This window comes from Planktothrix paucivesiculata PCC 9631 (genome assembly GCF_900009265.2).
GTDB lineage: Bacteria > Cyanobacteriota > Cyanobacteriia > Cyanobacteriales > Microcoleaceae > Planktothrix > Planktothrix paucivesiculata.
In genome coordinates this window covers 240,325-259,821 of sequence record NZ_LR735009.1, presented here as the reverse complement: position 1 = coordinate 259,821, position 19,497 = coordinate 240,325, and the positions used below count along the sequence as shown (strand labels likewise).

Annotated in this window: 17 protein-coding genes; 9 read left to right on the top strand and 8 right to left on the bottom strand. The window is 41.8% G+C overall.

The window, feature by feature from the left end; genetic code table 11:
- Nucleotides 1-253: 253 nt before the first annotated feature.
- The 6 genes from pirA to ilvN form a co-directional block, all read right to left on the bottom strand.
- Nucleotides 254-409 (bottom strand): arginine synthesis PII-interacting regulator PirA, encoded by a 156-nt coding sequence (pirA, locus tag PL9631_RS26080; RefSeq protein WP_197046309.1) that lies wholly within the window; start codon nucleotides 407-409, stop codon nucleotides 254-256.
- A 218-nt stretch (nucleotides 410-627) separates the two neighbouring features.
- The gene (locus PL9631_RS09455) at nucleotides 628-1,749 is read right to left on the bottom strand and encodes an NAD(P)/FAD-dependent oxidoreductase (RefSeq protein WP_083619383.1); all 1,122 of its coding nucleotides are present in this window, start codon (nucleotides 1,747-1,749) and stop codon (nucleotides 628-630) included.
- Between the two features lie 287 nt (nucleotides 1,750-2,036).
- Nucleotides 2,037-2,483, bottom strand: a complete 447-nt coding sequence (psbQ, locus tag PL9631_RS09450; RefSeq protein WP_083619379.1) for a photosystem II protein PsbQ — start codon at nucleotides 2,481-2,483, stop codon at nucleotides 2,037-2,039.
- A 94-nt stretch (nucleotides 2,484-2,577) separates the two neighbouring features.
- Nucleotides 2,578-3,249, bottom strand: coding sequence for a hypothetical protein (locus PL9631_RS26705; protein ID WP_231516686.1), 672 nt, complete (start codon nucleotides 3,247-3,249; stop codon nucleotides 2,578-2,580).
- Nucleotides 3,239-3,679: a hypothetical protein gene (locus PL9631_RS26700; protein ID WP_231516685.1), complete on the bottom strand. Its 441-nt coding sequence runs from the start codon at nucleotides 3,677-3,679 to the stop codon at nucleotides 3,239-3,241. Before PL9631_RS26700 ends, PL9631_RS26705 begins: the two co-directional genes overlap by 11 nt.
- 668 nt (nucleotides 3,680-4,347) lie before the next feature.
- Complete coding sequence (ilvN, locus tag PL9631_RS09440; protein WP_083619376.1) at nucleotides 4,348-4,878, bottom strand: acetolactate synthase small subunit; 531 nt, start codon at nucleotides 4,876-4,878, stop codon at nucleotides 4,348-4,350.
- Nucleotides 4,879-5,338: 460 nt separating this feature from the next.
- Here ilvN and crtH point away from each other — a divergent pair, with 460 nt between their 5' ends.
- Nucleotides 5,339-6,883 carry a carotenoid isomerase gene (gene crtH / locus PL9631_RS09435; protein ID WP_083619373.1) on the top strand — a complete coding sequence of 515 codons (1,545 nt, stop codon included), beginning with the start codon at nucleotides 5,339-5,341 and terminating at the stop codon, nucleotides 6,881-6,883.
- A gap of 10 nt (nucleotides 6,884-6,893) precedes the next feature.
- Here the strand turns inward: crtH and pyrF are convergent, their stop codons facing one another.
- Entirely contained in the window at nucleotides 6,894-7,604 is a 711-nt protein-coding gene (gene pyrF, locus PL9631_RS09430) for an orotidine-5'-phosphate decarboxylase (RefSeq protein WP_083619370.1), read from the bottom strand.
- 204 nt (nucleotides 7,605-7,808) lie between these two features.
- Between pyrF and PL9631_RS09425 the strand changes: the two genes are divergently transcribed.
- Nucleotides 7,809-8,381, top strand: coding sequence for a Uma2 family endonuclease (locus PL9631_RS09425; RefSeq protein ID WP_231516684.1), 573 nt, complete (start codon nucleotides 7,809-7,811; stop codon nucleotides 8,379-8,381).
- Between the two features lie 135 nt (nucleotides 8,382-8,516).
- Here the strand turns inward: PL9631_RS09425 and tyrS are convergent, their stop codons facing one another.
- Nucleotides 8,517-9,767: a tyrosine--tRNA ligase gene (tyrS, locus tag PL9631_RS09420; RefSeq protein WP_083619367.1), complete on the bottom strand. Its 1,251-nt coding sequence runs from the start codon at nucleotides 9,765-9,767 to the stop codon at nucleotides 8,517-8,519.
- A 204-nt stretch (nucleotides 9,768-9,971) separates the two neighbouring features.
- Here tyrS and PL9631_RS09415 point away from each other — a divergent pair, with 204 nt between their 5' ends.
- The 7 genes from PL9631_RS09415 to urtD all read left to right on the top strand — a co-directional run bounded on the left by PL9631_RS09415 (nucleotide 9,972) and on the right by urtD (nucleotide 19,449).
- Nucleotides 9,972-11,900, top strand: coding sequence for a transglycosylase domain-containing protein (locus PL9631_RS09415; protein ID WP_083619364.1), 1,929 nt, complete (start codon nucleotides 9,972-9,974; stop codon nucleotides 11,898-11,900).
- 226 nt (nucleotides 11,901-12,126) lie between these two features.
- Nucleotides 12,127-12,354 carry a type II toxin-antitoxin system CcdA family antitoxin gene (locus tag PL9631_RS09410; protein ID WP_083619361.1) on the top strand — a complete coding sequence of 76 codons (228 nt, stop codon included), beginning with the start codon at nucleotides 12,127-12,129 and terminating at the stop codon, nucleotides 12,352-12,354.
- A gap of 76 nt (nucleotides 12,355-12,430) precedes the next feature.
- Entirely contained in the window at nucleotides 12,431-14,224 is a 1,794-nt protein-coding gene (locus PL9631_RS09405; protein WP_083619358.1) for an ATP-binding protein, read from the top strand.
- A gap of 605 nt (nucleotides 14,225-14,829) precedes the next feature.
- Nucleotides 14,830-16,152, top strand: a complete 1,323-nt coding sequence (gene urtA / locus PL9631_RS09400; protein ID WP_083619356.1) for an urea ABC transporter substrate-binding protein — start codon at nucleotides 14,830-14,832, stop codon at nucleotides 16,150-16,152.
- A gap of 201 nt (nucleotides 16,153-16,353) precedes the next feature.
- Nucleotides 16,354-17,517 (top strand): ABC transporter permease, encoded by a 1,164-nt coding sequence (locus PL9631_RS09395; RefSeq protein ID WP_083619353.1) that lies wholly within the window; start codon nucleotides 16,354-16,356, stop codon nucleotides 17,515-17,517.
- Nucleotides 17,514-18,692 carry an urea ABC transporter permease subunit UrtC gene (gene urtC / locus PL9631_RS09390; RefSeq protein WP_083619350.1) on the top strand — a complete coding sequence of 393 codons (1,179 nt, stop codon included), beginning with the start codon at nucleotides 17,514-17,516 and terminating at the stop codon, nucleotides 18,690-18,692. Before PL9631_RS09395 ends, urtC begins: the two co-directional genes overlap by 4 nt.
- 4 nt (nucleotides 18,693-18,696) lie before the next feature.
- Nucleotides 18,697-19,449 carry an urea ABC transporter ATP-binding protein UrtD gene (urtD, locus tag PL9631_RS09385; protein WP_083619347.1) on the top strand — a complete coding sequence of 251 codons (753 nt, stop codon included), beginning with the start codon at nucleotides 18,697-18,699 and terminating at the stop codon, nucleotides 19,447-19,449.
- Nucleotides 19,450-19,497: the final 48 nt, after the last annotated feature.

Below are 19,497 nucleotides of genomic sequence, written 5' to 3'. Positions count from 1 at the left end.
ATTCGTAATTCGTAATTCGTAATTACCCATTACCCATTACCCATTACCCATTACCCATTACCCATTACCCATTACCCATTACCTATTACCCATTACCTATTCCTATAGATAAACCACCAAAAAGCCTGGTGATTTTACATAACCAGGCTTTGGTAATTTTTAATCATAAATTCTTCTAGGACTAAGGTTAACGCAAATGGGTTTTACCACTGCCTAGCTGAATACAAATATCTGATCAAGGAAGGGACAATTCTTAGAACTGGCGCATTTCAGCTTCCAGAACACGAACCAAATTCTCGTCTCCATTGGCTCTAGCAACTTCCAAGCGGTGTTCCAGTCTTTTTTGGATATTGGCCCGGTGGACATCGGAGAGTTTAATGGAGTTTTTGCGTAAATTTGTGTTTAGCATGGACTTTTTTAGATAATTTTTTGTGCTTACCCCTCTATTATATAGCTCCTTTCATTCAAAATAGATGGCATAGGTAAAAAATCTTAAAATTTTGTAATGTAAGCTACAGCTTTTTCTGAAAAAACAAGATCGAGTATTTATACTTAGGCAAATTTGAGGGATTTATGGAAATTGTGTCACCCTGCTGCGGGCTGATTTATTTTAGATCCCAGCTTTTTTCAACCCTCAACCCTGATCATCCCACGAATTTGATCGGCCGTTGCGGGGGCTAATAACACACCATTGCGATAATGTCCAGTGGCTAATAGAATATTCTCAAACCCGGGTAAATTCCCAATCACAGGGGCTGGAATCCCGTCAGGGCGGGGACGTAACCCAGACCATTGCTTAATAATTGTGGCGTTTTCCAAAGCTGGACAGATTGCGATCGCACCTTTTAATATTAAATCTAGTAGTTCAGAATTAGCTAAAATCTCATCTCCGTGTTCGGGAAATTCCACCGTTGCCCCAATCCAATATTCTGCATTTCCTAACGGTACAATATGAATATCATTCCCCGTAATTACAGGTTCAAATCCCAAATTTCCCAAGGTTTCCCGACAACGAACTTGCAAAGCCTGTCCTAAAACTGGACGAATATTAATTAATTTTTCTGGCTCATTTTCCCTAGGAATTGCAGAAATTAACGGCGTTGTTCCTAACCCCGCAGCCACCACAACCCAATCACTATTTAACTCTCCTGTAGTGGTTTTTATCTGTTGACAAACTTGCTGATTATTTGGTGTTTTTACAGTTTCTAAAGATTCCACCTTAACACCGAATTGAAAAGTTACTCCCCGACTTTTAGCCGCCTCGACTAACGCCAAAGTTAAGACCGTTGGATCAACCTGTCGATCCTGGGGAGAATAGACCGCACCTAATACTTTTTCAATATTAATCTGGGGATATTTAACCTTAACTTGAGCCTGATCTAACCATTGCAATTCTAATCCTTGACTTTGGCGTAAATTGATTAAATTTTGCCATTTTTCTAATTCATCTTCCCCATAGGATAATAATAAAATTCCCTGCCGATTAAAAGGAATAATTTTACCCGTAATTGCTTCCAATTCGGGAATTAAGGTTTCATAACGCTGCATACTAAACTCCCGCAGTCGCCACGCCCTGCCTTTAGTTTTTTGGCTAATAATTCCCATCAAAACCCCCAAAGCCGCGCCCGTTGAGCCTTGAGCCGGAGGATTTTGATCAATAACAGTAATGTTTAAATCTGGATTTTGGGCGAGTTCATAGGCAATTGTTGCCCCGACTACACCGCAACCAATAATAACAATAGAATTCATAAAAAATCTTAAAAAAACGTTGTTGGGCTTTAGCCCCTCTTACCCGTTGTTGGGCTTTGGCCCTTCTTAAACGTTGTTGGGCTTTAGCCCTTCTTACCCGTTGTTGGGCTTTAGCCCTTCTTCCTATCCGTTATTAGGCTTAAGCCCTGAGAAATAAAAGAGCGCCCAAGCGCAACAACGGAAATAAAAGAAAGAGCGCGCTAAAGCGCAACAACGGAAATAAAAGAGTGCGCTAAAGCGCAACAACGGCGCAACGGCGCAACGGCGCAACAAAATATTGAGTTTGATTAAGCGTTAGGAACTAAACTCAAGAATGAATCTAAATCTTTCAGCGCTTCTTGATATCCTGATGCCGCTTGAATGGGATCACGAGCTTCTGCCGCTTTAGAAACCGTAACTAAATGTTCAAACACTTCTCTCGACAATTTAGTCGCTTTCGGCTGAACATCGGGCAACAAATTTTTAGTAATATAATTCATTTCTTGCAACAATGAACCCAATGGCCCATGTACAAAGGCATCCACTTGTACCCAATTCCGAGCGCTAATATACCGGGGAAGTTCGGTGGTAAAGCGATCGCGCAGGGCCAAAATATCAGAGTTATGTTTTTGGATCTGTTGAATTTGAATTTCCGTGTAGGTGGTGGGAATAGCCGCTTTTGGAGAACTGCAACCGACCACAAACGTTGTGACTAGGGCTAAGACACAGGCCAAAATTGAACGATAAACTTTCATATCCTAACTGTTTTTCACTTTACTAAAAAAAACACATCCCCCATCTATATCCGAGCAGGGATTCTAATATTGTTGCAGATTCGGGGACATTTGGCTAACTTCTGGCTTTGAAGTCCTTAAATTTTGTCTGAAATTCATACATTAACCGATTAACATTATTCGTTTCACTCGGCACAATATCATATTCCCATTTTCGTTTGCGACTGGCCAAAAGTTTACCAACAGCCGGGGAAGAACTATTAGACACAAAATAACAATCCCCTGCTACCCTTAATTCTGAAGAAAAAGCCAGAAAAGTTTGGGCAAATTCTAACCGCAATTCCGAGGCGTAATGGTGACAGTTTATCGCCATAAAAATCCGAGATGCCCGGGGTTCTCTTTTATTCGTCCGACAACTCTCGGCTTCCATTTTATAAACAACACAAACATCACAATCATATAAAACCCTTAAACGCCCATGAATTTTAACTCCCAAATGAATTTCTAAAGGAGGTTTTTGTTCAAATTCAATCACAGCATGGGTATAGGGTTGGGTCAGATCATAAATTTGTCCTGCCCGTCTGCGAAACACTAAGGTTTCTGGATTTCTTTTCAAAACATCTTTATAATAAACTAAGGCTCCTTCATTCCGAGCCGCTTTGATAATAATATTGAAAATGTAGAATTTAAACCAATCCTCAAGATCTCTAGCGGTTTGCAGATCGGGATTTAAAGTTTGTTTTAACTGTTGATTGATATTATCTAATAAAGCGGTATTAATCGACATGGGTTTCCATCTCCTGACGTAATTGTTCTAGCAATTTTTTTAATTCTTGGCTGTGTTGTTGGCGACTATTAACAGATTCCATACTATATTTAAACAATTTACCTTTTCCATCCACCGAGGAGGTAAATCTCAATTCCGGTTTTAAATCACTATTTTGGGTTTCATGGCCGAAAATATCCATGATTTCCGTTTCGATTTCTCCGGTATTAATGACGGATTTCTCAATGGCATTAATTAAAAGGAATAGTTGTTCTTGAGGTGTATAATAATTTAACTTTAAATCAGGAGATTTCCGTCCTGATACCAATTCTTCGGTAGTTTTTCCGGCACTAATAACGTCGGCAACTTGTTCGGTTACCCACCCCAATTTTATAGAGTTTAGCATCTCTACAAGTGCCTGATAAACGGCTAAACAATCTTCTGGATTCATGATGGTTTCTGATGAGTTTCGACACTGCGCGATCGCTCACCTTTCTCTATTCTAACAATTTTTTGTAAAAATGACTTAAAAATCAACTTTTTTTGGAAAAAGCCAAAAACCCCTGATTTTGGGGATGTGTAGCGGAGCGGTGTAGGGGCGAACGGCCGTTCGCCCCTACAATATGTTTCCGTCCCCTTGCGGGGAAAAGGTAGAAACTAACCTGACTATGACAACAAAACCATTGCGTTGTCTAACTGCTATCTTCCTCGGTTTCCGTCCCCTTGCGGGGAAAAGATAGAAACTAACCCTACCCTTCTGGAAACCTTACCCTATTTAGTTTTCAAAGTGCGTTTGCGCGAGACTACGGATGTATGGCTGGTATAAAAACGAAAATAGGTTGTTTTCAACTGCCCGAACCTGTAAATTTCTCGGTATTCAAGACTATAACCGAATTTACCTAACGAGTCAACCCCCAAATCCATAAAAATCTCAAAAAAGCTCCTATTCTGATGGAATTGGGTTCTCTAGCTTCGTGCGACAACAAATAAAAAAAATTTACAAAACATTACAATCCCCTAAAACCCAATACAATAGGACGCTCAACCCCAATTTGTTAATCAAATCCGAGGGGCGAATGGCCATTCGCCCCTACTTGGTTTAAGCTTCTGCTGTTTCAGCTAAAATCGAGCTTCCACCGGAGCTTGACTTTTCAGGAATTCTGTATTGACCCCCGACTCCCGCACTAAGACAATTTTGCCCGTCCGAGCAATTTCCCGAATCCCAAACCGACTTAAAACCTGGACAATAGCCACCATTTTTCCCGGGTCGCCCACCACCTCAATAGTTAGGGAATCATCCCCAATATCCACAACCCGCGCCCGGAAAATCTGCGCTAACTCAATAATCTCAGAACGAGTGGCACTACTATTGTAATTAACTTTCAATAGCATTAACTCCCGTTCCACACAGGGAACTTCGGTAATATCCTGGACTTTCAGAACATTGATCAGTTTGTAGAGTTGTTTAGTCAACTGTTCAATAATATGGTCATCCCCAGGAACCACCATTGTAATTCGAGAAATCCCCGATTGTTCCGCCGGGCCAACGGCTAAACTCTCAATATTGAACCCCCGACGGGCAAATAAACCCGCAATGCGCGTCAGGACTCCGGCTTCATCTTCCACTAAAACAGATAGGGTGTGTTTCATACTGGCTACAAATTTATCTGGGACTACACTCCCGACTTAAAACTAACTATATTAATCACTGATTGTACACCGAATCCAGAGCCACAAAACTATCCCCCGCCAGTCCCCTATCCCACTGAAGGCAAAAAAATTTTCTCAAGGTATTGACAATAATTATCAACAAAGTTATATTAATTTTCAGTGTTCTCCTCTCAAAAGGATCGGCAAACGGGGCAGTCGGCAATGGTAGGCTGACCCCGGATTTCTTGTTTATAGGGAACAGGGGGCAGGGGGGCAGGGGGAGCAGGGGAGGCAGGGGAGGTAGAGGAAAGAGGGGAAAGAGGGGAGGCGTCGCTGGTCGGTAATAGCTAATAGTCAACATTCAAGGCTTTTTCGTTAAAAGGGTGAAAATTGAACTCTCTGATTTGGGCGTAAGACGCTACACTGTACAGTCAGGAAATGCTTAAGAGAGTTGACAGTCATGCCTGTTTCTAACCTATCCCAGTCTTTTGCTCGATCTGGTTCTGACTCCGATCAGGAATTTGATGTGATTGTCATTGGTTCTGGTATTGGGGGACTGGTGACGGCGACCCAATTGGCGGCCAAGGGTGCTAGAGTTCTTGTCCTAGAAAGCTATATCATCCCGGGCGGCAGTTCGGGATATTTTGAACGGGACGGATATCGATTTGATGTCGGTGCATCCATGATTTTTGGCTTTGGGGACAAGGGAACAACTAACCTGCTCACCCGGGCCCTGGAAGCCGTAGACATGACCATAGAAACCATTCCCGATCCGGTTCAAATTCATTATCACCTACCCAATGATCTCAAATTACGGGTACATCGAGATTATGAGAAATTTTTGCAAGAACTGATAACCCGCTTCCCCCAGGAAAAAAAAGGGATTCGTAAATTTTATGATGAATGTTGGAACGTTTTTAACTGTCTGAATTCCATGGAGTTGCTATCTTTGGAAGAACCCCGTTATTTAATGCGGGTATTTTTCCAAGAACCCGGTTCTTGTTTAGGGTTAGTCCGATATTTACCCCAAAATGTTGGAGATATTGCCAAACGTTATATTACTGATCCTGAAGTTTTAAAGTTTATTGATATTGAATGTTACTGCTGGTCGGTGGTTCCCGCCGATTTAACTCCGATGATCAACGCCGGAATGGTATTTTCCGATCGCCATTATGGAGGAATTAACTATCCCAAAGGAGGCGTCGGTCAAATTGCGATTAAATTAGTCGAGGGATTAGAAAAATTCGGCGGACAAATTCAATATAAAGCCAGAGCTAAACAAGTTGTATTAGAAAATGGAATAGCCGTTGGAGTAGAACTGATTGATGGTAAAGTTTATCGAGCGAAAAGAATAGTTTCTAATGCCACCCGTTGGGATACCTTTGGTAAATTAATCCCCCCGGAATCTATGCCTAGGGCGGAAAAAAAATGGCGAGAACGCTATGAAAAATCCCCCAGTTTCTTGAGTTTACATTTAGGAGTAGAAGCCTCCGTCTTACCGCCAGAAACCGATTGTCACCATATTATTGTGGAAAATTGGGATAAAATGCAGGAACCCGAAGGCACAATTTTTGTCTCCATTCCCACTTTATTAGATCCGAGTTTAGCTCCAGAAGGCTATCATATTATTCATGCCTTTACTCCTAGTTGGATTGATGAGTGGGAAAAATTACCCGAATCAGAATATGAAGCCAAAAAAGAACAGGCGGCGGGCAGAATTATTGATCGTTTAGAAATACTATTCCCCGGGTTAGATGCGGGTTTAGACTATATGGAAGTGGGAACCGCGCGATCGCATCGTCGCTTTTTAAACAGACAGGATGGAACTTATGGCCCCATCCCCGCCCATAAATTAAAAGGACTCCTGGGAATGCCCTTTAACCGCACATCCATCCGGGGGTTATATTGTGTCGGTGATAGCACTTTCCCAGGCCAAGGATTAAACGCTGTCGCCTTCTCCGGCTTCGCCTGTGCCCATCGGGTCGCCGTTGATTTGGGACTATAATCAGTGATTACTAATTACTGATTTCCTCAATAATACGTTCTAGGGCCTTAACCGGGTCATCGGCGGCGGTGATCGGGCGTCCAATAACTAGATAATTTGCCCCGGCTTTCAGTGCTTCAACCGGGGTAAAAGTCCGTTGTTGATCGCCTTTTTCTGCCCAAACCGGACGTACCCCCGGACAAACTAATAGAAAATCATCCCCACAGGTTTGACGCAGTTGGGCGACTTCTTGGGGAGAACAAACAGCCCCCGCTAACCCGCTTTCTTGAGCTAATAAAGCCATTTGTAAGGCATATTCTGGTAATTCTAAAGGCACTTTTAAATCAAAGGCTAAATCCCTAGAATTTAAACTGGTTAATAGGGTAATAGCGATTAATTTGGGCACGGGATAACCCGCCTCCTTTGCACCCGCTTCGGCGGCAATTTGTGCGGCTTTCAGCGCTGTTTTTCCGGCCGTTGCATGGAGGGTAATTAAATCCACACCATATCGAGAAGCAGACCGACAAGCGCCAGCAACCGTATTAGGAATATCATGGAATTTTAAATCCAGAAAAATGCGTTTTTCTTGGGACTTGAGGAAAGTTAAAATTTCTGGGCCACAACCCACAAATAATTCTAAACCCACTTTCCAGAATGTAACTTGAGGCAATTTTTCCACCAAGGCGATCGCATCTTCTTTTGTGGAAACATCCAAGGGAACAATAATTTTGTCTAAGCTCATTTTCAATTATAAACAGTAGTAAGCCCTTTAGGGCTAAGAAACCGTATGAGAGTCGTGAAGGACTCACTACGAGATGAAACCGTAGTAAGCCCTTTAGGGCTGAGTCGTGAAGGACTCACTACGAGGGAAAAAGCGATCGCTAAAATCCCAATAAAATATATAGTTTATAATATCAGGATTCAGTAAATTAGAGGCTAAGAATTCATGATGGTGCAAACCGTTACTAAAACCTATAGCTTTGAAGACTATCTCAATTATAAAGATGATACCGATCTCAAGTCTGAACTATTTAATGGAGAATTAATTCAGATGCCCCCGGCTAGTGGTTTACACGCTGAAATTTTACGTTTAATCTATGATATCTTAAAAGCAGAAACTCAACGATTACAGTTAGATTGGGTTGTGCAACCAGGAACTGTGGGAGTTAGAACAGGAATCAGAAAATCACGCATTCCTGATGTATTAGTAATGACGGAAACTCAACGTCAACTTCTGAGGACATTATCCTCCGCCGTATTAGAAGATTCGCCTTTATTAGTCGTTGAAATTGTTAGTCCGAATAACCCCGATGATGACTACCGTTATAAACGTTCAGAATATGCAGCATTAGGAATTCCTGAATATTGGATTATTGACCCCCAAGCATTAAAAATTTCAATTTTAACCTTAATTTCAGGTTTATATGAAGTTATAGAAATAAGAGAAAAAGATCCTATAAATTCTATAACTTTTCCTGAATTAAAATTAACTGTCGAACAAATTTTAAATCCCTTTTAGACTCGTTCCCCCTCGTCGCCCTCGTTTCTAGGTTCAACCTAGAAATGCCAAAAGGAGGCTCCGCCTCCTATTATAATAAAATTAGAGGCAGAGCCTCAAAATCAGCATTCCCATGCAGAGCATTGGAACGAGGAACTAATTAATTAAACGGATAAATTTCTTCTTGCCAACTTGCAGAACTTTACCCTTTAATTCATCAATAGAATTAAAGATTATATCAACTTCAGAAATGCGATCGCCATCTAATTTAACCGCCCCTCCTTGAATTTCGCGCCGCGCTTCACTGCTGCCTTTACATAACTTACTCGCACTGAGAATATAAAATAACTTCGCCGGAAATTGAATCTCAGCTAAGGAAAACTCTGGGACAGCTTCTGCGGTTTTAGCATCCCCTTGAACTAAGGTTAAAGACGCTTTTTGAGCCTCTAACGCCGCTGCTTTTCCATGGAATTGAGAGGCAATTTCTAACCCCAATAACTTTTGTTTTTCCCTAGGATTCTCCGGTAATTCATCCAAGGGAAGATTAGTTAATAGTTCAAAATATTGGTTTAATAGATTATCTTGAACCTTCTCCAATTTGGAATACATCGCTAAGGGATCTTCCGATAACGCCACATAATTTCCTAGGGATTTCGACATTTTTTGTACCCCATCCGTCCCAATTAAAATTGGCATTAATAGCCCAAATTGAGGTTTTTGTCCAAAATGCCGTTGTAGATCCCGTCCCACCGCTAAATTAAACTTTTGATCCGTCCCCCCGATTTCAATATCCGCCCCCACCGCCACGGAATCATAACCCTGCATTAACGGATAAAGAAATTCATGCAAATAGATCGGATTTTCCTGTTCAAACCGCAGGGAAAAACCCTCTTTGGCTAACATTTGTCCGACGGTCATGGTTGCCAATAATTCTAATATTTTCGGTAAATCTAATTTTGATAACCACTCCGAATTGTAGTGAATTTCCAACCGTCCGGGGGTATCAAAATCCAAAATCGGACGCAGTTGGTCTAAATAAGTTTGAGCATTTTTCTGGACATCTTCAGAGGTTAATTGACGCCGAACTTCTGATTTTCCTGTAGGGTCGCCAATTCTAGCGGTAAAATCCCCAATAATTAATACGGCGATATGACCCGCATCTTGAAAAGCCCGTAACTTGCGAATCGGGATACTATGTCCCAAATGAATATCGGACGCCGTGGGGTCAATCCCAAATTTAACTCTCAGGGGTCGGTTTGTGGTTAATAATCGTTGACCTAAATTTTCATCGGGGTTGTGAGAATTGATCATTTCAGGGAAAATCTCAGTAATCCCTCGGCGAAGGGTGGGAAAATTTTGTAGAGACGCCGCCAATTCCATTGGTACAGACGAGGGACTAATAGCCATGATCTTAAAATTCTTTTGCCAATTTAGGGTAAAATCCGTTAACCTTGATCCCGGATAGGAAATTTTTTTGATTTATTATGTAGGTACTTCACCTGCACAATGTCAATGTTATATGCTATCACCAGAAGCTAAAAAAAGTTATATTTCTGTCTACAAGCCCTAGATGTTGTGTAGCCCTGTGTTCATTGAGGGAGTAAATTAAACGTGTCATCAACTAATGCAATCCCACGCGATGTTAGGGTCAACAACCCCTCAACGTTGTTTGACTTTGTGCAGTCGGTCAGCAAAGTAACGGCCGGAACCTTACTCGGCGTTACCATGTTAACCAGTTCAGTCGTGGCTGGAGGGTTAGTCGGTTTGGCGGTCAGTTTCCGTAACCTTCCTGATGTGCGGGTATTACAGAACTATGTGCCCACGGAAACCACCCATATCTATGATATCAAGGGGGTTCCTCTGGCCAGCCTCCATGATGAAGCCAACCGTGAAGTTGTATCCCTCAACGAGATATCTCCCCATCTAAAACGGGCTGTGCTCGCGATTGAAGATAGCAACTTTTTTGACCACAAAGGCATTAACCCGACGGGGATTGTGCGGGCATTTGTTGCTAACTTAGAGCGGGGTTCCACGGTGGAAGGGGGTTCTACCCTGACTATGCAGTTGGTGAAAAACCTATTTTTATCCCCGAATCGTACCATGAGCCGTAAAGCCGCAGAAGCGGTGATGGCGATTCGTTTAGAACAGATTTTATCAAAAGACGAAATTTTAGAACTGTATCTGAATCAGGTCTATTGGGGTCATAACCTCTATGGGGTAGAAACCGCATCCCGCAGTTACTTCAATAAATCGGCGAAGGATTTGACTTTGGCGGAATCGGCGTTAATGGCGGGCCTGATTCCTGCACCGGAGGATTATAGTCCCTTTGCGAATTACAAAAAAGCCAAACAAAGACAGTTAACGGTTTTGAAGCGGATGCGGGAACTTCAGTGGATTACCCCCCAAGAAGAAGCCGAAGCCAAGAAACAAAACTTACTGGTGGGTAAAATTACCTCCTTTAGCACTAGCCGTCTTCCCTATGTGACGGAAGCCGTTGTACAGGAGCTTTCGGAGCGTTTTGGTCGGGAGGCGGTGCTCAAGGGCGGAATGCGGATTCAAACCACCATTGATATGAATTTTCAACGGATGGCTGAGAAAACCGTTAGTGAATGGCATGAAAACCTTTACTATCAAGGCATTTATAACAGTTTAGAAAATGGCCAAATTGCTTTAGTTGCTATTGATCCCCGCACCCATTTTGTGAAGGCCATGGTGGGGGGAGCCGATTATAAAACCAGTCAGTATAACCGAGCGATTCAAGCCCGTCGCCAGCCCGGATCGGCGTTTAAACCCTTTGTTTACTATGCCGCCTTTGCCAGTGGCAAATATGGCCCAGATTCGACGGTTTATGATAGTCCGGTCAGTTATCCCGATGGCTATGGCTACTATTCTCCCCAAAACTACGGGGGCGGTTTCTCCGGGGCGGTGAGTGTGCGCTCGGCTTTAGAAAATTCCTTGAATATTCCGGCGGTTAAACTCGGTCAGGAAGTGGGACTGAATCAGGTGATTGAGGTGTGTCGAGTCCTGGGGATTAAGAGTCCGATTGAACCTGTGATTTCCTTACCTCTGGGCTCGGTGGATTTAACCCCGATGGAAATGGCCGGGGCTTATGCAACCTTTGCCAATGATGGTTGGCACTCTGACCCCACCTTTATTGTGCAAGTAACCGATAGTCAGGGTAATATTTTACTGGATAATACCCCCAAACCTCGATTAGTCTTGGATCAATGGGCTGTGGCATCCCTCAATAGTGTATTACAAGGAGTAATTAGTCGGGGAACGGCGACTCGCGCCCAAATTGGACGTCCGGCGGCCGGAAAAACCGGAACCACGTCTTCAGAACGGGATATCTGGTTTGCGGGATATACTCCCGATTTGGCCACGGCGGTTTGGGTCGGAAATGACAATTATACTCCCCTGAGTTATGGATCAACTGGAGGAACAACGGTGGCTCCCATCTGGCGTGATTTTATGTCACAAGCCTTAAGTGGAAAGCCCGCAACGGCGTTTAAACCGGCTTCAGCCTATACCAAACCCTAGGGGTTCCTGGGGTTCTTACCCGAGTTAACCCCAGGAAGTCAACAATTTTTCTCGGGAGGAGAGTAGAATGAAGACAGCACCACTGGCTGCGTAAGCCTGTGTCGGCCTTGGTAGCAAGGGGCTTAAAAGTTATTCTTGGAATTTTTGAGCGATAAGTGTTTGGGAATATGCTGTAGTAGCTATTCCTTCGGGTTGGAAATTTTTATGGATTAGGATCTAACTTGTTATGGAAAAGAATACATTTTCTTCAGCGAATACAACTCAGAAAGTGGAAGTTTCAATTCACATCGATTCTGAGTTACTCAATCAGATTAAACATCTTACTAATGACCCCAGCAAGGTGATTGAAACTGCCCTGCGCCAATGGCTTAGAGGAGAGCGTCCCGAGGATGAATTAGCCTTGACACTGCAAAGAAATCCTCCGGTTCCGCCCCGAGGCGAATGGAACGATTAAATCAGTTATCAGTTATCAGTAAAAAAGTGAATAGTTAATTAACTATTTGCTGTTCACTACGTAGTCCCTAATCCGAATGAACTTAGACGAGAATTCTCAGTTTGCAGGTTCGACTTCGGCTGATCAGATTTGGCAAAACTTGGGTGCTGATCTGGTTTTTATTCAAAATGCCGCTGGTCAGTATTTATCCTTTTATTGGCAACTAAATGATCGCTATTCTTTACCTGTAGATACGATTGTCGGATCATCAATTAGGGACTACTTTAAACCGGTTATTTTTTCTCCCTATCAAGACCGAGTGACCCGGGTTCTAACCAGTTTAATTCCCGAGAGATTTATTTATTCATTTGCCTATGAAGATCAATATATTCCATTAGAATTGACCATGACTCCAATTCTAGTCTCTAATGGAAAACCTGATAGGTTATTGGTCATGGGTTGTGTTCTGGAACAACCTGAAGAAAATTTAGACTTGAGTAAGTCGGAGATTGTTGCCTATCGTTCCCTTCCTTCCAATTTGGAGATCCCGCAGAAAATGCTGATCCAAATTGCCGGTACCATGTGTCGGACGATCTCTCCCAGTTCCCATATTTATCAAACTTTATTAAGTCAAATTGCCCAAAAAATTCGTCGCACTTTAGATTTAAAGCAAATTTGGCAACAAACAGTTAATAGTTTAGGCCAGGTTTTGGGGGTGAGTCGTTGTATTATCTGCCCCTATCGATTTGAAAAAGGGGATAATTGGAATTTACAACAAACCCAGGTAGTGGCAGAATATCGCCGATCAGAATTTCCCATGATGTTGGGTTTTGATTTGGCCATTGCTAATGAGTTGGGATGGACGCAGGCTTTAGCAACCCTAGAACCGGTGGTGGTCGAACGAACTTCCCCGGAGAAAGATCCCTATAAACGCTATTCTATTTTAGTGGTGGCCACCTCCTATCAAGATCAGCCCAATGGAATTATTAGTTTGCAACAGTGCGATCGATTTCGACAATGGACGTCGGCGGAAGTAGAATTTATCCGAGAATTAGCCACCCATGTCGGAACTGCGATCGCCCATGCCACCCTCTATCAAGAACTAGAAGAAGCCCGCATGGAAGCAGTGGCTCTTTCTCGATTAAAAAGTGAATTTCTGGCGAATACGTCCCATGAATTACGGACTCCTTTAAATGGAATTATTGGGTTTTTAAAGTTGGTTTTAGATGGGATGGTGGATGATCCCGAAGAAGAACAAGAATTTATTCAAGAAGCCCATCGCGCCGCTTTACACCTATTAAATTTAATTAATGATGTTTTAGATATTGCTAAAATTGAAGCCGGGAGAATGGATATTGACTTGGCTTTAATTAAGGTGAACGAACTTTTAGATGAAGTTGAACATTTTACCCGGGCCCAAATTCAAGAAAAAGGATTGACTTTTACCATCCAAAAAGCAGTTTATGAGGATGAAGTCATTGTCTATGGAAATTATCAACGGTTACTTCAGGTGATGTTGAATTTAGTGGGAAATGCGATTAAATTCACCCATGAAGGGGGAATTAATATTAGTTTAGGTATCCTCAAACAAACCTTTGTTTTTCAAAATCAAGAGTTTCCGGGGGTAGTAGAATTTCGAGTAGCTGATACCGGAATTGGGGTTCCCATTGAAAAACAAGATCGACTCTTTAAGGCTTTTTCTCAAGTGGATGGGGGCTATACTCGTCAATATGGGGGAACGGGTTTAGGATTAGTCATTTCCCAAAAATTAGTCCAAACCATGGGAGGAACGGTTAAGTTTTATAGCCTCGGAGAAGGATTAGGATCAACGGTAACATTTACGGTTCCTTTGTATCAAGAACCGTGTAATTTGACATCCTCCTCGCCGTAAACGGATGGGGATTCCTCACCACGCCACCTTTTTAGGATGGTCGCCCCATGGGGATAAATTACCATTGCCGATTGCCCGTGGCCTTGAATCTCTTAAAATAAGTGATCCTAAACAGCAACAAAATATTTAAGATGACGTAATTTCATGAACACCCTAAAAAAATTGGTATGTTTGATGATTATAGCTATATGTTTTTTAAGCATATATATCTCAAAAAAAATTCAATACAAGCATGGTATATTGACTAGATTCATGATTTTTTGAGTAATCAAATTTATGTTTAAAGTATTTCAAGGGTTTTGTCCGACAATTGTTTTAGCGGGTTTCTTATTACTATTGACAAGTGGGAAATTTTCTGTATCAGCTTAACTCTGAATATTTTGTATATTAGATTACAATTTGCCATGCCAAATTCCTCTAATATACAAAGCCTGAATAGGAAATTGCCCATACTCATATATTCATCGAATCGCAGTCAATTGTTAATTTTCAAGCATTTTTACCTACTGCTCGATGTTTCAATTTAACCGATTTATGGTTATAGATATGGTCAAAAAAATAGCCTATTCTGCGAGCAAATTTTTAAGTAAAATCCCTAAATACTCATCGTGAAAAAAAATTTCAGTAGACGCAAATTCTTAGTTTATGGTTCGGCGGCCTTTGGCAGCACTTTTCTTCTCAAAGGGTGTGCCAACCCTGCCGCCAATAATACTACTACCACTACCACTACCACTACCCCAACCCCAACCCCTAGTGGCGATACTATTAAGGTGGGAATTCTTCACTCCTTGAGTGGAACAATGGCGATTAGTGAAACCACGGTTGTTGAGGCAGAAAAGTTAGCCATTAAAGAAATTAACGCCAATGGTGGCGTACTTGGTAAACAAATTGAAGCCGTCGTTGAAGATGGTGCTTCTGACTGGCCAACTTTTGCCGAAAAAGCTCAAAAACTGATCGACCAAGATAAAGTTGTCACGGTTTTTGGTTGCTGGACATCGGCAAGTCGGAAAGCTGTAAAAGATGTATTTGAATCCAGAAACCATATGTTATGGTATCCGGTTCAATACGAAGGTCAAGAATGTTCTAAAAACATTTTTTATACAGGAGCCGCCCCGAACCAACAAATTGAACCCGCCGTACAATGGTTATTTGATAACAAAGGCAAGGAGTTTTTCTTAGTAGGCTCCGACTATGTTTTTCCCCGCACAGCCAATAACATTATTAAAGAACAATTAGCCGCCATTGGTGGCACAACCGTGGGGGAAGATTACTTACCTTTAGGCAATACCGAAGTTACTCCAATTATTACTAAAATCAAACAAGCCTTACCCGATGGCGGTGTGATTTTTAATAGTTTGAATGGAGATAGTAATGTGGCTTTCTTCAAACAGTTACAAGGGGCGGGAATGACCCCGGAAAAATATCCCGTGATGTCGGTCAGTATCGCCGAAGAAGAAGTCCGACAAATTGGTAAAGATTTCCTACTGGGTCACTATGCCGCTTGGAATTATTTCCAAACCGTTGACACTCCCACTAATAAGAAATGGGTGGAAGCATTTAGAGCCGAATATGGGCCAGACCGCGTGACAAATGACCCAATGGAAGCCGCTTATTTGATGGTGTATTTGTGGAAACAAGCCGTAGAAAAAGCCGGAACTGCTGATGATTTAGAAAAAGTCAGATTAGCAGCCATTGGTCAAAGTTTCGATGCTCCTGGTGGCAAAGTGACGATGTTCCCCAACCACCATATTTCTAAAACTGTGCGTATGGGACAGGTGCGGGATGATGGATTATTTAATATTGTTTGGGCAACAGAAGGCCCGGTTGATCCCGTTCCCTGGAACCAATTTGTACCCGCTACAAAAGGTTTTGGTTGTGACTGGACAGATCCTAATAAGGGGGAAAAATACAAAATGGAAACAACCTAATTAATCAACTTTAATCCCCAAATTAGATCCCCCCTAGCCCCATTAAAAAGGGGGGAAATTGAAGTTAAAGTCTTCCTTATTAAAAGAGGAAATTAAAGAAGTCAAACTCCCCCTTTTTAATGGGCATTTAGGGGGTTCTACCCTTAGAAAAGATCAAGGAACTTTCAGTTTTCTGACCTAATTTAGAGTTTTTTCTTAAAAATGCAAGATTTATTAATTGCTATCTTCAATGGAATTAGCATTGGTTCAGTGCTGTTAATGGCAGCATTAGGACTGGCGATTGTCTTTGGACTAATGGGTGTGATTAACCTCGCCCATGGGGAACTGATTATGTTAGGAGCCTATACAACCTTTGTGGTTCAAAATATCTTCAGACCATTAGGAGAACCTCTATTTAGTACCTACATTTTTTTCGCTATTCCCATTGCTTTTATCGTCACAGCCCTGGCGGGATTAGCCTTAGAAAGAGGGGTGATTCGGTTTTTGTATGGAAGACCCTTAGAAACCTTATTAGCAACTTGGGGTGTGAGTTTAATTTTGCAACAATTGGTTCGCAGTGTGAGTACCACCTTTGTGATCGGAATTGTGATTTTTTGTTTACTATTTTTTGGGGGATTATGGGTACTGCGGCGACGTCCCAATTGGGATAATATGCAACGGTGGGCAGTTTCGGTTTTATTCCTATTATCATCAGGAATAGGTCTGACAATTGGATTAATTATTGGGCAAAGTCAAAAAGCCCTATCAAAACCTTGGTTTAGTGCCAGAAATGTCGATGTTAGTGCCCCGCCTTGGTTGCGAGGAGGCTTAGAATTAGGAACATTTCAGATTCCCTATGCCCGGGTTTTTATTATTGTTTTAACGATTTTTTGTTTAATCGGAATTTATTGGTTTTTCAACAAATCTAATTGGGGATTAAGGATTCGTTCTGTCACCCAAAATCGTACCATGAGTGCCTGTTTAGGGATTCCCACCGACACCGTTGATGCTCTAACCTTTGCCATCGGTTCAGGACTCGCCGGAATTGCCGGATGTGCGATTACATTATTAGGTTCAGTCGGCCCGAATACCGGACAAAACTATATTGTGGATACCTTCATGGTGGTAGTGGTGGGAGGAGTAGGAAATCTCCTCGGAACTGTGATTGCGTCCTTTGCCATCGGTGTTACCAGTTATTTAATTGGTTCAGGAACTCTGGCGTTATTATTAACCAACATGAACGCCGCGCCTTTCTTTGTTGACTTTTTCAACTTTTTTGCCACAACCAGTATGGCAAAAGTATTAGTTTTCGTATTAATTATTGCCTTTTTACAAGTTAAACCATCAGGAATCTTTCCACAAAAAGGGAGAACAGCCGAACTATGAATAATGATATTATTCTACCTCAAACCCAGAAGCAGAAACACAAAAAAAAGCTGATTGAAGGGTCAATAATTATGGCACTTGGCTTGTTTTTTGCCATAATTATGCCCTTAATCTTACCTACTTTTCGGTTACAATTATTGGGTCGATTTCTCGCCTTAGCGATCGCCGCCTTAGGAATTGATTTAATTTGGGGATATACGGGATTATTGAGTTTAGGACATGGGATCTTTTTTGCATTAGGAGGTTATGCCCTAGCCATGTACCTAAAATTGCAACTTCCCCCTGGAGAAATCCCCGATTTTTTTACCCTCTATGGAGTCAATGATTTACCCTGGTTATGGAAACCCTTTTATTCCTTCCCTTTCACTCTATTTGCAGTAATTATTATTCCGGGGATTGTTGCCGGATTATTAGGCTATTTAGTCTTTAGAAACCGAATTAAAGGGGTATATTTTTCAATTATTACCCAAGCGGCATTAATCGTTTTCTTTAACTTTTTTAATGGACAACAACAACTGATTAATGGAACTAACGGGTTAAAAACCGAAACCGATAAAATCTTCGGATTTGTTGTCGGATCTGCCCCGGTTCAGTTAGCATTTTATGAAATCACAATTCTGTTTTTAATTGCTACCTATTTAGTCTGTCGTTGGCTAACCAGTGGACGGTTTGGTAATTTATTAATAGCGATTCGAGATGATGAATTTCGGTTGAGATTCTCCGGTTATAATCCCACTTGGTTTAAGGTTTTAGTCTTTTCAATTTCTGGAGCATTTGCCGGAATTGCGGGCGCATTATATACCGTCCAAACCGGAATTATTACTCCGAATGCCATGGATGTTGCCTTTTCCATTGAAATGGTGATTTGGGTGGCTGTGGGAGGGCGAGGAAGTTTAATTGGGGCTATTTTAGGAACCCTATTAGTCCGCTTAGGAAGAACCGTATTAAGTGAACAATTCCCCGAAGTTTGGCTATTTTTTCAAGGGGCATTATTCTTAATTGTCGTAACAGTATTACCCGATGGAATTGTGGGATGGGTCAGAAACTTTAGTTTTGATCAAGTTCGGGCTTTATTCGGATCTCCTAAACCCGTGGCGACCTATCCCCGTTTAGAAGAAGACCCAGAAATTAAGTTAGAAAAAGAAGAACTTGAACAGAAAATAACCAAAGATTAAAACCATGAGTGCTAAAATTTTAGAAATTAATGATGTCACCGTCAGTTTTGATGGATTTAAAGCCCTCAATCACTTAACATTTAGTATGGATGTGGGGGAATTGCGAGTAATTATTGGCCCTAACGGAGCGGGAAAAACTACTTTTTTAGATGTAATTACGGGCAAAGTTCAACCCACAAGCGGACAGGTATTTTTTAAAGGGCGTAATTTAACCAAAATGCCCGAATATCAAATTGCTTGTTTTGGAGTTGGGCGGAAATTTCAAACCCCTAGAATTTATCTAAATTTAACCGTTAGAGATAATTTAGATTTGGCTTGTAACCGCAATAAAAATGTTTTTCCGACCCTATTTCAACGGACAACCGGGGCAGAAATTAGAAACGTTGCGGGACTATTAGATACAATTGGGTTAATTGCTAAAGCAGATTTTCCGGCGGCGTTACTCTCCCACGGGGAAAAACAACGGTTAGAAATTGGGATGTTAGTAGCCCAATCTCCCGATTTATTATTAGTAGATGAACCCGTAGCCGGACTCACGGATGAAGAAACGGAAAATGTAGGGAATTTACTGTTAGCTTTAGCAGAAAGTCACTCAATTATTGTGATTGAACATGATATGGAATTTGTTCGACAAATTGCCAGAACAGTGACGGTTTTACATCAAGGTTCGGTATTATGTCAAGGGGATATGGATGAAGTTCAAAATGATCCTCGGGTGATTGAGGTTTATTTAGGAAAACAAGAGGAAGAGGAATAGGGAGCAGGGGCACTTCGACAGGCTCAGTGACCGCAGGGGGAGCAGGGG

Bases quoted from the DNA above. Each gene is read 5' to 3' on its own strand.
- pirA (WP_197046309.1), bottom strand. From the start codon at position 409: ATGCTAAACACAAATTTACGCAAAAACTCCATTAAACTCTCCGATGTC.
- PL9631_RS09455 (WP_083619383.1), bottom strand. From the start codon at position 1,749: ATGAATTCTATTGTTATTATTGGTTGCGGTGTAGTCGGGGCAACAATT.
- psbQ (WP_083619379.1), bottom strand. From the start codon at position 2,483: ATGAAAGTTTATCGTTCAATTTTGGCCTGTGTCTTAGCCCTAGTCACA.
- PL9631_RS26705 (WP_231516686.1), bottom strand. From the start codon at position 3,249: ATGTCGATTAATACCGCTTTATTAGATAATATCAATCAACAGTTAAAA.
- PL9631_RS26700 (WP_231516685.1), bottom strand. From the start codon at position 3,679: ATGAATCCAGAAGATTGTTTAGCCGTTTATCAGGCACTTGTAGAGATG.
- ilvN (WP_083619376.1), bottom strand. From the start codon at position 4,878: ATGAAACACACCCTATCTGTTTTAGTGGAAGATGAAGCCGGAGTCCTG.
- crtH (WP_083619373.1), top strand. From the start codon at position 5,339: ATGCCTGTTTCTAACCTATCCCAGTCTTTTGCTCGATCTGGTTCTGAC.
- pyrF (WP_083619370.1), bottom strand. From the start codon at position 7,604: ATGAGCTTAGACAAAATTATTGTTCCCTTGGATGTTTCCACAAAAGAA.
- PL9631_RS09425 (WP_231516684.1), top strand. From the start codon at position 7,809: ATGATGGTGCAAACCGTTACTAAAACCTATAGCTTTGAAGACTATCTC.
- tyrS (WP_083619367.1), bottom strand. From the start codon at position 9,767: ATGGCTATTAGTCCCTCGTCTGTACCAATGGAATTGGCGGCGTCTCTA.
- PL9631_RS09410 (WP_083619361.1), top strand. From the start codon at position 12,127: ATGGAAAAGAATACATTTTCTTCAGCGAATACAACTCAGAAAGTGGAA.
- PL9631_RS09405 (WP_083619358.1), top strand. From the start codon at position 12,431: ATGAACTTAGACGAGAATTCTCAGTTTGCAGGTTCGACTTCGGCTGAT.
- PL9631_RS09395 (WP_083619353.1), top strand. From the start codon at position 16,354: ATGCAAGATTTATTAATTGCTATCTTCAATGGAATTAGCATTGGTTCA.
- urtC (WP_083619350.1), top strand. From the start codon at position 17,514: ATGAATAATGATATTATTCTACCTCAAACCCAGAAGCAGAAACACAAA.
- urtD (WP_083619347.1), top strand. From the start codon at position 18,697: ATGAGTGCTAAAATTTTAGAAATTAATGATGTCACCGTCAGTTTTGAT.